This is a genomic window from Amycolatopsis sacchari (genome assembly GCF_900114035.1).
GTDB lineage: Bacteria > Actinomycetota > Actinomycetes > Mycobacteriales > Pseudonocardiaceae > Amycolatopsis_E > Amycolatopsis_E sacchari.
Window position 1 is genome coordinate 100,226 of record NZ_FORP01000009.1, and the last position, 13,439, is coordinate 113,664.

Below are 13,439 nucleotides of genomic sequence, written 5' to 3' on the forward strand. Positions count from 1 at the left end.
GCCCAAGGCCATCGAGCCGGGGGCGACGGTTCAGGACGGCTGCGGGGCGGGGTCGCGCGGTGATGCCGGTGGATCGGGGCCGTGCCGGGGCCGTGGGCGCCTCGGATCGCAGCAGGAGCGCGGTGGTGTGGGACGGCTGCGGCGCGAGAATCCAGGCGGCGCTTGGGATGCCGGTGGGACGGCGCCACTTGGGCGGTCGAAGGCCGTCGTGCCGGGCCGGAATGTGTTGATGCAGGGCGAGCGCTGGGCCGGACGCGGGGTGGCGACCGGGGCGATTCCGGGCGGTGTGCGGGTTCGAGGTGCTTGGGCAGACAGGCGACGGCCACCGTGGCGAGACCGGGGACGGGGCCGGGGCGAGCACAGCTGCCGACGCTGGCGGCCGGGATCTACTGTGCCAGTTCGGAAATCACCGTGCCGACTTCCGCGACGAGGTCTCTTGCCAGCAGGCCCGTCACCCCGGTGCGCGGGATGAGGCGTTGGCCCGCCAGTGCGTGGACGTGCGTCGCCCAGCAGGTTGCTTGCGCTGGGGTTGCCGAGCGGGCCAGGAAACCGCCGATCAGGCCTGCCAGTACGTCGCCGCTGCCGGAGGTGGCCAGGTGGATGTGGCCGCCTCCGTCGAACCAGCGTTCCCCGTCGGGAGTGGCGATCGCGCCCATCAGCGTGACCACCGCCTGGTAGCGGTCCGCGATTTCCGCTGCCGCGTCGGCGAAATCGGGCACCTCGTCCCGGTCGAGGAGGTACGCCGCCTCCTTGCTGTTCGGCGACAGCACCACCCGACCCGCCCACGGCCGCACCAGTTCCGGCTTCCGGCTCAGCGCACCGAGCGCGTAGGCGTCCAGCACCAGCTTCGCGTCTTCGGCCACCAGCGACAGGACCCGTTCCAGCAACGCGAACGTCTCGTCCACGTCCGTCAGCCCGGGGCCGATCACCACGGCCCTCGCGTTCGGCAGCACGTCGGCGAGTGCCTCGGCCGCGTCTCGCGACACCGCGCCGTTTTCCGTCTCCGGCAGGCCGATCACCGAAGACTCCGGCACGGCCACCCCGAGCGCCGTCGCATGCCGTTCGCTCGCGCCCAGTTGCAGCGTGCCCGCGCCCGCCCGCAGCGCCGCCGTTCCGGTCAGCAGCACCGCGCCCGGCACCGTCCGCGCGCCGCCGAGCACGAACACCGTGCCCCGGTCGTCCGTGGGCACCGGCCAGTCCCGGAGCAGCGCCGGCGTGACCGGGGTTGGTTCAGGTGAGGGGCGCTGCGGCATCGGCTCCTCCATCGGCTCCGTCGCGGTGGCGCGTCTGCTTGTCGACAAGGCCATACCCGACGGGCGCCACCGCCCACCGCGACGACGCAACCGAAGCCGGATCAGGTGAGGGATGCTGCGGCATCGTCGTCCTCTGTTGGCTCCGTTGCGGTGGCGTGCAGGTGGACCGTCTCCTGCTCCTCGGTCAGCCGGTACCGGCCATCGGGCTCCGCGCTCCAGCCCGTGATCGACCCGTTCGCCACCTCCGTCCGCGACGCGGCGCGCAGCAACTCCGGCTCCGGCACGCCTTCGAGCAGGTACCGCAGCGTGAACACCGTCATCTCGTGCGCCACGAACAACACCCGCTTGCCCGCCGCGTCCGCGTGCAGCTCACGCAGCAACGGCCGCACCCGCAGCACTACGTCCGCCCACGACTCGCCGCCCGGCGGCCGGTAGTAGAACTTGCCCAGCCGCTGCTTCCGGCGCAGCTCATCGGGCCAGCGCTCCCGCACCCCCCGCGTGGTCAGCAGGTCGAGCACACCCAGCTCCCGATCCCGCAACCGCTCGTCGATCACCGGCTCCCTGGGCACTGGCGCGCCTTGCTGGCGGGCGGCGGCAAGCGCTATCCGCGCCGTCTCCGCGGCCCGCCTGTACGGCGACGCGACGACGAGATCCACCGGGCTGCGTGCGAGCCACTCCCCCGCCGCCTCGGCCTGTTCCTCGCCCAGGGGCGTGAGCGGCACGTCGGCGTCACGCTCGGCGATGTCGATCACCTCGCGCCCGTCGGACTCCGCCTCCTCGCGTGCGACGTTGCCCGTGCTCTGCCCGTGGCGGAGCAACCCCACCCATGCCATCCGCGTGCTCACGGCAGCAGGACTACCCAGGGCGCGGAGATCGTAAAAACGGCGCCCCCGCTAGCGGCCCTGCTCGTCCCGCGGGGCGGCCTCCTGCGCACCCCGCCCCGCCTCGACGACCGTCCAGTTCCGCAGGCCGCCCGCGAACTGGGCCGCGTACTGCTCCGCGGCCGCCTGCGTCGGAAAGCGGACCTCCTGCGCGCGCGACCGGTGCTTGATCTTGTAAGCCATGGTGGACTCCCCTGCTTGCGACTCTCCCTGCGTCCAACCATAGAACAGACGTTCGAGCACGGCAAGGCGACTCGCCGGAGCGGGTGAAAACGGCCCGAACCCGCCCAGTCCACTGTGGACGGTTATCCTCGACGGTGTGCGGGAGATCTTCGACACAGCCGGGGTCCAGGCCTGGGCGCACGTCCGCTGCCTGGACTGCGGCGCCGAAACCGGGCTGGACGCGGACGAACCGGTCGTGCTGGCGTCGGTCGTCAAGGTCCCGCTGGTGCTGGAGTTCGCGCGCCAGGTCGCGGCGGGCCAGCTCGACCCGGCCGACCGCGTCCGCGCGACCGCACCCACCCGCCTGGGTGGTGCCGCGATCGCCGGCTGCGCCGACGACGTCGAGCTGAGCCTGCGGGACGCCGCGCTGTTCGCGCTGACGTTGAGCGACAACACCGCCGCCGACCTGCTGTTCGACCGCGTCGGCCTGGACAACGTGCGCTCGCTGGTGCGCGAACTGGGGCTGGCGGACACCCGGATCACCGGCGCGCCAAGGGATGTCGTGACCAGCATGGCCGAGGACATCGGAGCCCGCGACGCCGCGGACTTCGCGCGCAGGTTCCCCGCGCTGGGCCCCGAGGAGGTGTTCCGCACCCGCGCGCTCGACCCCTCGGCGACCAACGCCAGCACCCCGCGCGACCTCACCCGGCTCCTCGCCCTCATCGCCGACGACCGGGCCGGGCCGCCGGAGGCGTGCGCCTGGGTGCGGGACCTGATGAGCAGGCAGCTCAACTGGCACCGCCTCACCGCCGCCTTCCCGCCCGAGGTCGCGGTGTGGGGCAAGACGGGGTCCTTACCCGCGCTGCGCAACGAAATCGGCGTCGTCTCCTACCCGGGTGGCCCCCGGTACGCGGTGGCCGTGTGCACCCGCGCGGAGGTCCTCACCGGCCGCCTCCCGCACGTGGACCGGGCGATCGGCGAGGCCGCGCGGCAGGCCGTCGAGGACCTGGCTCACGACTGCCCGAACACCACGCTCCACGGCCGTCGCGGCGGTTCCCCCGGCGACGCGAGCGTCGAGATCCCGTCCCCCTGAACGATTTCCACCACCAGCTCCGCCAGCACGCGCACCGCGGGGTGGGGCGCGGCCGAGGGCCAGGCGAGCGACATGCGGCGACTCAGCGCGCCCGGCGGCAACGGCCGCCAAACGACGCGGGGTTCCTTACGCGCCACCGTTCCCTCGTCGAACGCCACTCCGTGTCCCGCCAGCACGAGCCCCAGCACGAACTCGGGGCTGCGGGCGTGCCGCGTGCCCGCCGGGCGGAACCCGTGCTCCCAGCACGTCCGCAGGATCGTGTCGTAGAGCCCGGGCGCGGCGGCGCGGGGGAAGATCACCAGGCCGTGTCCGGCGAGGTCCGCGAGCGTGAGCTCCGCGCGCGCGGCCAGCGGCGAGTCGCGCGGGAGCACGACACCCAGCGGGGTTTCCACGACGGGACCCAGTTCGAGCCCGATCGCGTCGACCGGGTGCTGCAGCAGTCCCGCGTCGAGCTGCCGGTCGGCGAGCAGCCGCAGCTGTTCGGCCGTGGTCAGCTCCAGCAGGTCCAGCCGCACGTCGGGGTGCGCCTGCGCGAACGCGGACAGGATCGCGGCGAGCACGCGGCCCGGCACCTCCGGCGGCACGCCCACGCGCAACGCGTCCAGCTCGCCCCGGCCGGCCTTGCCGACGAGCGTGACCAGCCGCTCCCAGCGGGCCAGCAGTTCCCGTGCCTCGCCGAGCAGCACCTGCCCCGCCTCGGTCAGCTCGACGCGCCTGCTGTCGCGGTCGAACAGCCGCGCGCCCAGGTCCTGTTCGAGCTTGCGGATGCGCTGGCTCAGCGGCGGCTGCGCGATGCCGAGCCGTTCGGCGGCGCGGCCGAAGTGCAGTTCCTCGGCCACGGCGACGAAGTACCGCAGCTGACGCAGGGGTTCCACGCTGGGACGATATCGGAACCGGTATCGCTCGACGGGAGGCGCGGTCTTGGACACGGGCGGACGCGGTGTGCTCAGCTGCGCCCATGACAGTGACCCGACGAAGAATGCTCGGTGCGAGCGCGGCCGCCGCGGTGCTCGGCGGCGCCCTCCCCGCCGCGGCCGCTGCCGCGCCCGCGGGCGTGACGCTGCGCTGGTGGGGCAACAACAGCTGGGAAATCCGGGTGCCGGGCGAGAAAACCGTGCTGATCGACCCGTGGCTCACCCGCTTCCCCACCGGCACCTACACCCCGGCGGGTGCCGATCCCCGCACCCCGCTGTCGGTGGACACCGCGCTGATCGACCGCTACGTCGACTCCGGTGAGCTGCGCGCGGACCACATCCTGGTCACCCACGGGCACTACGACCACCTCACCGACGTGCCCTACCTGGCGCGGAAAACCGGCGCGACCGTGCTCGGCACCGAGACGCACCTGAACCTGATGGCCGCGCTGGGCGCGCCCGAGGACCAGCTCTCACTGGTCACCGGCGGCGAGTACCTGACCTTCGGCACCTACCGGATCCGGGTGCTGCGCTCGCTGCACTCCGCGAGCGGGGCACGGGCGAAGGTCGCTTTTCCCGGTACCAGGCCGAACTTCGGCCTGGAGAAACCGCCGGTGCCGACGGAGATCCAGCACCTCGTCGAGGGCGGCACGCTGGCGTACCAGGTCGAGGCGAACGGCGTGCGCGTGCTGGATTTCGGCGGTTCGAACTACGTCGAGTCGGAGCTGGCCGGGTTGCGCCCCGACGTCGTGCTCCTGCCCGCGGGCGGCGGCTCGATCGCCGACTACGCGGCACGCCTGCTGCGCACGCTGGGGTTCCCGCGCTACGTCCTCCCGACGCACTGGGACGACTTCGACTACCCGCTCGGCGAACCGGCCCGGGACTGGGGCGGGCTCGACGGCCTGCGCGAGGCCGTCGAGCAGGGCAGCCCGTCGAGCCGGTTCGTCGTGGTCGACCACCTGCGGACGTTCAGCCTGTGACGGCGTTCGCGGTGAGCGACAGGTACCAGGAGTCCCGCGGGTGGTTGGTCGCCGGGTAGTTGGCGAGGCGATCGGTCGCGAGGCTCGCGGAGTCGAAGTCCCAGCCCCGCACGACGTACCCCGCCCGCCGCGCGTCGGTGATGAACGACGAGTGCGTGGCCGGGGCGGCGTAGAACACCGCGCCCTGCCGGAGTTCCGCGCTGTCGCCGTCCTGGTACTCGTCGAAGGCGACCTGCGGGTACTGGATCCGCGCGCCACCGACCGAAGGCGTGGAGTACCGCAGGGTCTGGGCCGGGGTGGCACCGTCCGCACCGGTCCAGACCACCACGCCGCGGCTGGTCGTCTTGTCGTAGCGCGGGTCTGCCGTCTTCGCGTTGCCGCTCCACGTGACCGACGAACCGCTGAGCGTCCCCGTCCACTGCCAGTTCTGGGTGCCGCTCTGGCTCTGGTGGACCTCCCGGACCGTGCCGCTGCCGGTGAACGCCACGGTCGGCAGCACGCCGTTGTCGTACTGTTTGCTCGGCCCCCACGTGATCTCGCCGTCCGCGCCCAGCTTGCCGACGTGGGACCACAGCGTCGTCGCGGTCTGGGACTGGTGCACCTCGACGAGGTCACCGTTGTCGGCCAAGGCGACCGCGGGGGTCTTGCCGGTGTCGTACTTCCCGTGCCGCAGCCAGGTGATCCGGCCGTCCGCGCCGTAGGTCCCGGTCCAGTACCAGAGCGTGCCGCTGCCGGAGTCGTGCACCTCGACGACCTGGCCCTTGCCGTTGACGGCGATCGCCGGGCTGGCCCCGCCGTAGGTCCCGGTCCAGTACCAGAGCGTGCCGCTGCCGGAGTCGTGCACCTCGACGACCTGGCCCTTGCCGTTGACGGCGATCGCCGGGCTGGCCCCCGTGTCGCGGCGGTACGCGGCACGGGTCGTGCCGTTGCCGGACAACAGCGGCAACACGCGTCCGCGCAACGAATCGACGGACGGCAGCGACGGGTACTGCGCCGGTGTGGCGAGGCCGGCACCGAACACGTCGGTGAGTTCCTGGTTCACCGCGGCGAGATTGCCCGCGGCGTACGACGGGTTGTCCGTCAGGTCGTCCTTCAGGTCCAGCATGACGACGATCGGCGCGTGGGACGGGTGTGCGTCCGACCAGCTGTCGACCACGCGCAGCCAGTCGCGCAGGGCGTTGGACGCGGGGTTTCCGTTGTGGTCCACCAGGTTCCCGGGCGAGTCGTGGCCGACCGCGTAGTCGTGCGACGTGCCGTAGTCGTTGTCGTGGATGTCGAACTCGACGAAGCGCACCCCGGAGTCGAGCTGGGCGGTGATGGATCCCTTGGCGCCGTCGACGTTCCCGGAGTAGCTGTTGTGCGTCGCGCGGAACACCGCGGACGCGAACGGGACGTCGGCCGAGGCGGGCGGGGCGGCGAGGACGGACGCCGCCAGCAGTCCGGCGGCCAGTGCGGTCTTCAGGCTCACCCCGGCAGCGTGGCAGCCGGAACACCGCCGCGGACCGGATTTCGGCGGAAGTTCAGGCCTGCGCCAGCAGGATTTCCGCGAGCTGCCCGGGCGCGGTCACCATGGCGTCGTGCCCGGTGCGCAGTTCCGTGCTGGGCCAGCCGAATTCGGCCGCCCACTTCGCGAAGGGCAGCCGCTTGTTGGGCACGCACAACACGGCGTGGCACGGCACGTCCTCGACGGCACCGGTGAGCCGCGTCGGTTCGCTGAACGTGCGGCGGGGCTGGGGACGGAGGTTCTCCTCCAGCCAGGCGACGTCGGCTGGTTCCCGCACCCCGACCGTCGACGCCGGAGGCGTGGCGATCATGCCGTCCGCGGTGAGCGAATCGACCCACTCGACGAACCACTCGGGCGCGCGACTGTCCATGGAGTCGCCGTCGCGGCCGTACCACGCGTCGACGAGCACGATCCGCCGGACGCGCTCCGGCATCCGGTCGGCCGCCTCGCGGACCACGAAACCCGAGTAGCTGTGCCCGACGAGCACCACGTCGTCCAGACCCGCCAGCAGCGCGGCGACCTCGTCGACGTGCGTGCGCAGCCCGATTCCCGGATCACCGGTGCTCAGCGTCGGCGTGTGCACGCGGTGCCCCCGCTCCCGTAGCGGCGCGGCCACCCGCTCCCAGCACCAGCCGCCGTGCCACGCCCCGTGCACCAGCACGTAGTCCACAGTAGACACTCCGTTACCCGTTCCGCCGCAGGAAGTCCTCGACGCGGCGGACTGCCGCCGCCCGCTCGTCACCGTTGAGCGCGAGCGCCCGCACCACCGGGTCGGAGTCGCCGCGCCGCGCGCGCAGCTCCGCCATGCGCTCGTCGAAGGACACCCGCGCCCCGTCCGGGCTGGTCGTCATGTCGCAGTACCACAGCGCGTCCCGCACCAGGGTCCGCTCGTCCTCGAACTCGCCCAGCTCCCCGGCGAGCCCGTTCAGCTCCGCGACCCCCGCCGCACCCGCGTGGTGGGCGACCAGCGCGCACACCCGCCGCGGCACGCCGTGCCGCGCGAGGTAGCGGGCGCCGTCGAGCTGGTGGAACCCGGTGACCGTGACCTCGGCGGCGTACCCCACGTCGTGCAGCCAGGCCGACGCGACCAGCACCTGGCCCTCGTCCCGCGGCAGCAGGCGGGCGACCTCCTCCGCCCGGCCCGCGACGCCCCGCGTGTGCCGCCAGCGGCGCGGCAGTTCGCCCGCCAGCAGGCGTTTCGCCGTGGCACGGGCGCCCGCCACCGAACCGGACTTCAGCTGCGCCCGCACCGCGCGCTCGACGAGGATCGGCACGAACGACGTCACGCGCGCGTCGGCGAACCGCTCGCGCGCGTCCTCGACCCAGCCGTGCAGCACCTGCGGCGGGACGTCCTGCTCCTGCCGCAGGCGGTCCTCCAGCCGCCGGATCTGCTCGTCGACGAACGGGTCGGCCGTCGAGATCATCACCGCCCCAGCGTAACTCCGGACCGCCGTCCGGCGGGTGGTTGCCTAGGCCGAGGCGTGGCTCCGCGCGCCGGTGGCGGAGTCGCTTCGGTCCTCCTCGTGGGCGCCCCAGTCGATGCGGTAGGCCTCGGGCCGGTCGACCACGATCTGCGGGCGGCGCCGGGTGCCGTAGTCCCAGAACCAGCTCACCAGCGCGCCGATCTTCTCCCGCACGCCGGACAGCAGGATCACGTGCACGCCGAGCCACGCCAGGAACGCCAGCGGCCCGGCGAAGTGCATCCGCTTGCTGCCCAGCTCGGCGATCGCCGAACCGCGGCCGATCATCGCCATGATCCCCTTGTCGCGGTAGGCGAACGGACGGCGCTGCCCGCCACGCAGGTCGGCGAGGATGTTGCGGGCGGCCCACTCCCCCGACTGCATCGCGACCGCCCCGAGCTGCGGCAGCTTGTTGCCGTTGGCGTCGTCGGTGATGTTGGCCGAGTCCCCCAGCGCGTACACGCCCTCGAACCCGGGCACGGTCAGGTCGGCGGCCACGTCGATCCGGCCACCCTTGCCCTGCGGCAGCCCCGCGTCGCCGAGCAGCCCCCGCGCCTTGAGCCCACCGGCCCACACGACGGTGCGAGACGGGATGAAACTGCCGTCCTTGAGCACCACGCCGTCCTTGCGGACCTCCGTCACGCTGATGCCGAGCTTCATCTCCACCCCGGCCGCGCGCAGCTGCTCCGCCGCGTACTTGCGGGACCTCTCGCTGAACGGCATCAGGATGTCGGGCAGCATGTCGACGAGGTAGACCTTGCCCGCCTTCGCCAGGTCCTTCGACAGGTAGGCGGGCACCACCTCGCGCATGCTCTCGGCCACCGCGCCCGCGGTCTCGACCCCGGTCGCCCCGCCGCCGACGACCACGACGTTCAGCGCGCCCTGCTCGATGTAGCGGGGGTCGCGGTCGGCGGCGTCGAGCACGCCGAGCTGCCGCGACCGCAGCCGCGTGGCGTCGTCGAGCGAGTACAGCGGGAACGAGTGCTCGGCGGCGCCGGGGATGCCGAAGAAGTTGACCTCCGCGCCGGTGGCGATGACGAGGACGCGGCCGCGGAAGGTCAGCCCGTCCGCGGTGGTGACGGTCCGCGTGGCCGGGTCGATCCGGGTGACCTCGGCCGTGGTGACCCGGACCGACCGGTCGCGGCGGAAGATCGACCGCAGTGGCCGTGCCACGTCGCGGTTGGCCAGCTGGGCCGTCGCCACCTGGTAGATCAGCGGCTGGAACTGGTGGTAGTTGTTCTTGTCGAGCAGCAGCACGTCCACGCCGTGCGCGGCCAGCTCCTTCGCGGCGCTCACGCCGGCGAACCCCGCGCCCACGATCACTACCTCGTGCGTCCGCTCACGCACCGAATCCACCATCGTCGTCGCTCCCCTGTCGCTCCGGCTCCATCGAGGACCGGCTACCCGCGACCGGGGAGCACGACACGTCGCCGGCTCAGCCGCCCTGCAGCACCGCGCGGGTCAGCACCCGCCCACCGATGCCCCAGCCACCCTCGGCGACCTCGTCGACGAGCACCATCGTGTTCGCACGGGCGCGCTCGCCGAACGTCTCAACGTACAGCTCGGTGACGCGGCTGACCAGCTCCTGCTTCTGCTCGGCGGACAGCAGTCCCTCCGGCACCTTCAAATTGGCGAACGGCATGTTCTCCCCGCTTTCCCTCATCGGTTGCGACCTCCAGGTTCCCCGTCGCGGACGGCGCCTGCCAGGGGTTGCCGTCCCCAGGTTCGGCGGCGCGCCCTGGCGGATACTGGTCCGGTGAACCTCGCTGAGCTGGGCGTCTTCCTGCGCTCCCGCCGGGCCCGCATCCGGCCGGATGAAGTGGGCCTGCCCGGCGGTCCCCGCCGCCGCGTGCCGGGGCTGCGGCGCGACGAGGTCGCGAACCTCGCTGGCGCCTCCGTGGACTACTACACGGAGCTGGAACGCGGCCGCGGCGCGCAGCCGTCCGCGCAGATGCTGGCCGCGCTCGCCAGGGCGCTGCGGCTGGACAGCGACGAGCGGGCCCACCTGTTCCACCTCGCCGGCCGTCCCGTGCCGCCGCCGCACGGGCACCTCGCCCACGTGCAGCCCGCGATGCTCGACCTGCTCGGCCGCCTCACCGGCACGCCCGCGCAGATCATCACCGACCTGCACGAGACGCTCGTGCAGAACCCGCTCGCCGTCGCGCTGCTGGGCGCGCACCCGCGCGGGGGCGGCTTCGAGGCGAGCTTCGCCTACCGCTGGTTCACCGATCCGGCGGCGAGGGCGGTGTACCCGCCGGAGGACCACCAGCACCAGTCGGAGGCCTTCGCGGCGGACCTGCGGGCCGCGCTCGGGCGCCGCGGCCGCGACCGGCACGCGGAGGAGCTGGTGGCGCGGCTGCGGCGGCTCAGCACCGAGTTCGAGGAGCTGTGGGCCCGTGGCGATGTCGCGGTGCGGCGCCGGGACAGCAAGCGGATCGTGCATCCGGAGGTCGGCGTGCTCGACCTCGACTGCCTGACCCTGCTCAGCGAGGACGGCAGGCAGCGGCTGCTGTGGTTCGTCCCGCGGGCGGGTACCGACGCCGCCGACCGGTTGCGGTTGCTGGAGGTCGTCGGCAGCCAGGAACTGGGCAGTACGCGCTGAGGCCTCCGCTCAGGACGCGAGCTGTGGGTAGATCCCGGTGAGGTCGCCGGACAGCTTCGCCCGCAGCTGCCGGGTCAGCTCGTCCGCGAGCACCTCGAGGCGCCCCTGCTCGATCCCGTCGAGCGCCTGGGCGGCGACGTCGGCAGGGTCCACCTTCGGGCCCTCCACGCGGGCGGCCATGTCGGTGTCCATGTAGCCGACGTGCAGGGCCGTGACGAGGGTGCCCTGGTCCTGCAGTTCGAGGCGCAGCCCGTTGGTGAGCTGGAGCTCGGCGGCCTTCGCCGCCGAGTAGCCGGCCGCCCGCGGGCCGGTGGTGAACCACGACAGGATGGACAGCACGTTGAGGATCGCCCCGCCACCGTTGCGGGCCAGCACGGGCGCGAAGGCACGGGCCATCGCGAGGGTGCCGAAGTAGTGCGTCTCCATCTCGAGGTGGAGCGCTTCGAGCGTGCCGCCGAGGAAGGACGAGCCCGTCGAGACCCCGGCGTTGTTCACCAGGAGCTGCACGTCCCCGGCCTGCTCCGCCGCGGCCCGCACCGCCGCGGGGTCGGTGATGTCGAGCGCCAGCGGGACGACCCCCGGCAGGTCGACGCTCTCCGGTTTCCGCGCCGCGGCGTACACCTTGGCGGCGCCGCGGTCGAGCAGCGCGGCCGCGAACTGCCGCCCCAGCCCGCGGTTGGCGCCCGTGACCAGCGCGACCGAGCCCTTGATGTCCATGGTCGTTCCCCTCCATCTGACTTTTGTTTTTCAAGTTAACCTGGTAACTGGAGAAACGCAAGCCAGAGGGGGTAACCTGGTGGCCGAGGAGGCGGGAACGATGCGGACTACGGGTTTCGAGCCGCTGCCGGAGTCGGTGGCGTGCTCGATCGAACGCGCGGTGAGCGTGCTCGGGGAGCGCTGGACGCCGCTGATCCTGCGGGAGCTGCACCTGGGTGTCGTGCGCTTCGCCGACATCCAGCAGCGGCTGGGCATCGCGACGAACCTGCTGACCACGCGGCTGGCGACGCTCGTGGGGGCGGGCGTCGTGGAGAAGCGGCCCTACCGCGAGGCAGGCGCCCGCACGCGGTACGAGTACCACCTGACGGACGCGGGCCGGGACGCGCTGGTGGTGCTCGGCGCGCTGCAGCAGTGGGGCGACCGGCACCTGCCGCGGCAGGCGGGCCCGTCGTTCACCCGCCACGACCGCCGCACCGGCGCCCGGCTCGACGTGTCCTTCACCGACCCCGACGGGCACGCGGTCCCGCTGGAGGCGGTGCGGATGGTGTACCGGGGCGGCCGGCAACCAGCGGCCTGAGCGGGTCGCCGCCGCCGACCGTCCTCAGTGGACCTCCGTCCACGTGACCGGCAGTGCGTGCACCCCGTAGATGTTCATGTCCGTCCGCAGCCTCACCTCCGCCGCGGGGACCGCGAGGGCCAGCGACGGGAAACGCCGCAGCAGGCCACCGAAACCGGCGCGCATCTCGATCCTCGCGAGTTGCTGGCCCAGGCACTGGTGGACGCCGTGCCCGAAGGACAGGTGACCGCGCGCCTTCCGGTGGACGTCGAGCTCGTCCGGGTGCTCGAAACGCTCGGGATCCCGATTGGCGGCCAGCAGCGACACCACGACCGTCGAGCCCTTGGCGATCTTCTCGCCGCCCAGTTCGAGGTCCTCCGAGGCGTAGCGGTAGAAGATGTCCGCGACCGACAGGTACCGCATGAGCTCCTCGACCGCGTTCGGCATCAGCTCCGGGTCGGCGCGCAGTTCGGCCAGCTGCGCCGGGTTTTCCAGCAGCGCGAACGTGCCCAGCGCCAGCGTGTTCGCCGTCGTCTCGTGGCCGGCGAGCAGCAGCAGGAACGCGATGCCCGTCAGCTCCTCGATGCCGAGGTCGTCCTGGCGCGCCAGGTCGGACAGGATGTCCTCGCCCGGCTCAGCACGCTTGCGCGTCACCAGTTCCGCGAGGTAGCCGCTCATCGCGCCGTACGCGCCGATCTTCTCCTCCAGCGTGATGTCCTTCTCCAGGAACTTCGCCGAGTTGACCTGGAACGTCGCCCGGTCCTCGTACGGGACGCCGAGCAGCTCGCAGATCACCAGCGACGGCACCGGCAGCGCGAACTCCTGCACCAGGTCCACCGGCGGCGTCAGGCTCGCCAGGTGGTCCAGCTGCCGCTCCACGATCTCGACGATCTGCTCCTCCAGCAGCTGCATCCGGCGCACGGTGAAGGCGCCGGTGAGCTTGCGCCGCAACCGGGTGTGGTCCGGCGGGTCCATCGCGACGAACAGGCCCGGCGTCTGCGGGGACGGCTCGGTCTGCACCGGCATACCCGGCGTCTCGTACGGCACGTGGACGATGCCGAGGTCCTGCCGCGAGCTGAACCGGGTGTCCGCCATCATCTGCCGCACCGCCTCGTACCCGGTGACGAGCCAGCCTTCGTGGCCGTCGGGGAACAGCATCGGGCTGACCGGACGCTCCGCGCGCAGTCGCGTGATCTCGCTGGGCGGCGCGAACGGTCCGGCGTCGCGCCGCATCGGCAGGCCGTGGGGGATGGCACTCATCGCGTTCGTCCTTCCGTGGTGGGTGTGGTGACCACGGTCGCCGGGCGCGCTGACACG

Annotated in this window: 15 protein-coding genes; 4 read left to right on the forward strand and 11 right to left on the reverse strand. The window is 72.7% G+C overall.

What is annotated here, in order from left to right:
• Positions 1-386: 386 nt before the first annotated feature.
• The 3 genes from BMZ92_RS17245 to BMZ92_RS37410 all read right to left on the reverse strand — a co-directional run bounded on the left by BMZ92_RS17245 (position 387) and on the right by BMZ92_RS37410 (position 2,317).
• Positions 387-1,253: an NAD(P)H-hydrate dehydratase gene (locus BMZ92_RS17245; protein ID WP_091508899.1), complete on the reverse strand. Its 867-nt coding sequence runs from the start codon at positions 1,251-1,253 to the stop codon at positions 387-389.
• Positions 1,254-1,354: 101 nt separating this feature from the next.
• The gene (locus tag BMZ92_RS17250) at positions 1,355-2,098 is read right to left on the reverse strand and encodes a histidine phosphatase family protein (protein WP_091508629.1); all 744 of its coding nucleotides are present in this window, start codon (positions 2,096-2,098) and stop codon (positions 1,355-1,357) included.
• 48 nt (positions 2,099-2,146) lie between these two features.
• The gene (locus tag BMZ92_RS37410) at positions 2,147-2,317 is read right to left on the reverse strand and encodes a hypothetical protein (protein WP_177228741.1); all 171 of its coding nucleotides are present in this window, start codon (positions 2,315-2,317) and stop codon (positions 2,147-2,149) included.
• A 136-nt stretch (positions 2,318-2,453) separates the two neighbouring features.
• On the opposite strand from BMZ92_RS37410, the gene BMZ92_RS17255 reads away from it, so the two are divergent.
• A complete protein-coding gene (locus tag BMZ92_RS17255) occupies positions 2,454-3,389 on the forward strand; it encodes a serine hydrolase (RefSeq protein WP_091508631.1) in 936 nt (311 codons plus the stop codon).
• Here the strand turns inward: BMZ92_RS17255 and BMZ92_RS17260 are convergent.
• A complete protein-coding gene (locus tag BMZ92_RS17260; RefSeq protein ID WP_091508633.1) occupies positions 3,308-4,264 on the reverse strand; it encodes a LysR family transcriptional regulator in 957 nt (318 codons plus the stop codon). The genes BMZ92_RS17255 and BMZ92_RS17260 overlap by 82 nt on opposite strands.
• A gap of 83 nt (positions 4,265-4,347) precedes the next feature.
• Here BMZ92_RS17260 and BMZ92_RS17265 point away from each other — a divergent pair, with 83 nt between their 5' ends.
• On the forward strand, positions 4,348-5,283 hold the full coding sequence (locus BMZ92_RS17265) for an MBL fold metallo-hydrolase (RefSeq protein WP_245783104.1): 936 nt from the start codon (positions 4,348-4,350) through the stop codon (positions 5,281-5,283).
• Here BMZ92_RS17265 and BMZ92_RS17270 read toward each other — a convergent pair.
• The 5 genes from BMZ92_RS17270 to BMZ92_RS17290 form a co-directional block, all read right to left on the reverse strand.
• Positions 5,273-6,751, reverse strand: coding sequence for a PI-PLC domain-containing protein (locus BMZ92_RS17270; RefSeq protein ID WP_091508638.1), 1,479 nt, complete (start codon positions 6,749-6,751; stop codon positions 5,273-5,275). The genes BMZ92_RS17265 and BMZ92_RS17270 overlap by 11 nt on opposite strands.
• A gap of 52 nt (positions 6,752-6,803) precedes the next feature.
• Positions 6,804-7,466, reverse strand: a complete 663-nt coding sequence (locus BMZ92_RS17275; protein WP_091508643.1) for an alpha/beta fold hydrolase — start codon at positions 7,464-7,466, stop codon at positions 6,804-6,806.
• A gap of 4 nt (positions 7,467-7,470) precedes the next feature.
• Complete coding sequence (locus tag BMZ92_RS17280) at positions 7,471-8,211, reverse strand: three-helix bundle dimerization domain-containing protein (protein WP_091508646.1); 741 nt, start codon at positions 8,209-8,211, stop codon at positions 7,471-7,473.
• A 45-nt stretch (positions 8,212-8,256) separates the two neighbouring features.
• A complete protein-coding gene (locus tag BMZ92_RS17285; RefSeq protein WP_245783105.1) occupies positions 8,257-9,594 on the reverse strand; it encodes an NAD(P)/FAD-dependent oxidoreductase in 1,338 nt (445 codons plus the stop codon).
• An 88-nt stretch (positions 9,595-9,682) separates the two neighbouring features.
• Complete coding sequence (locus BMZ92_RS17290) at positions 9,683-9,910, reverse strand: tautomerase family protein (protein WP_245783106.1); 228 nt, start codon at positions 9,908-9,910, stop codon at positions 9,683-9,685.
• A 93-nt stretch (positions 9,911-10,003) separates the two neighbouring features.
• Between BMZ92_RS17290 and BMZ92_RS17295 the strand changes: the two genes are divergently transcribed.
• A complete protein-coding gene (locus BMZ92_RS17295; RefSeq protein WP_091508651.1) occupies positions 10,004-10,849 on the forward strand; it encodes an MmyB family transcriptional regulator in 846 nt (281 codons plus the stop codon).
• A gap of 9 nt (positions 10,850-10,858) precedes the next feature.
• On the opposite strand, the gene BMZ92_RS17300 is transcribed toward BMZ92_RS17295, so the two are convergent.
• Positions 10,859-11,566, reverse strand: coding sequence for an SDR family oxidoreductase (locus BMZ92_RS17300; protein WP_091508652.1), 708 nt, complete (start codon positions 11,564-11,566; stop codon positions 10,859-10,861).
• A gap of 100 nt (positions 11,567-11,666) precedes the next feature.
• On the opposite strand from BMZ92_RS17300, the gene BMZ92_RS17305 reads away from it, so the two are divergent.
• Positions 11,667-12,143, forward strand: coding sequence for a winged helix-turn-helix transcriptional regulator (locus BMZ92_RS17305; protein ID WP_091508905.1), 477 nt, complete (start codon positions 11,667-11,669; stop codon positions 12,141-12,143).
• 24 nt (positions 12,144-12,167) lie between these two features.
• Here the strand turns inward: BMZ92_RS17305 and BMZ92_RS17310 are convergent, their stop codons facing one another.
• Positions 12,168-13,382: a cytochrome P450 gene (locus tag BMZ92_RS17310; RefSeq protein ID WP_091508655.1), complete on the reverse strand. Its 1,215-nt coding sequence runs from the start codon at positions 13,380-13,382 to the stop codon at positions 12,168-12,170.
• Between the last annotated feature and the right edge of the window lie 57 nt (positions 13,383-13,439).

Excerpts from the sequence above, each read along its gene's own strand:
- BMZ92_RS17245 (WP_091508899.1), bottom strand. The coding sequence starts at position 1,253 with ATGCCGCAGCGCCCCTCACCTGAACCAACCCCGGTCACGCCGGCGCTG.
- BMZ92_RS17305 (WP_091508905.1), top strand. The coding sequence starts at position 11,667 with ATGCGGACTACGGGTTTCGAGCCGCTGCCGGAGTCGGTGGCGTGCTCG.
- BMZ92_RS17280 (WP_091508646.1), bottom strand. The coding sequence starts at position 8,211 with ATGATCTCGACGGCCGACCCGTTCGTCGACGAGCAGATCCGGCGGCTG.
- BMZ92_RS17290 (WP_245783106.1), bottom strand. The coding sequence starts at position 9,910 with ATGAGGGAAAGCGGGGAGAACATGCCGTTCGCCAATTTGAAGGTGCCG.
- BMZ92_RS17265 (WP_245783104.1), top strand. The coding sequence starts at position 4,348 with ATGACAGTGACCCGACGAAGAATGCTCGGTGCGAGCGCGGCCGCCGCG.
- BMZ92_RS37410 (WP_177228741.1), bottom strand. The coding sequence starts at position 2,317 with ATGGCTTACAAGATCAAGCACCGGTCGCGCGCGCAGGAGGTCCGCTTT.
- BMZ92_RS17310 (WP_091508655.1), bottom strand. The coding sequence starts at position 13,382 with ATGAGTGCCATCCCCCACGGCCTGCCGATGCGGCGCGACGCCGGACCG.
- BMZ92_RS17300 (WP_091508652.1), bottom strand. The coding sequence starts at position 11,566 with ATGGACATCAAGGGCTCGGTCGCGCTGGTCACGGGCGCCAACCGCGGG.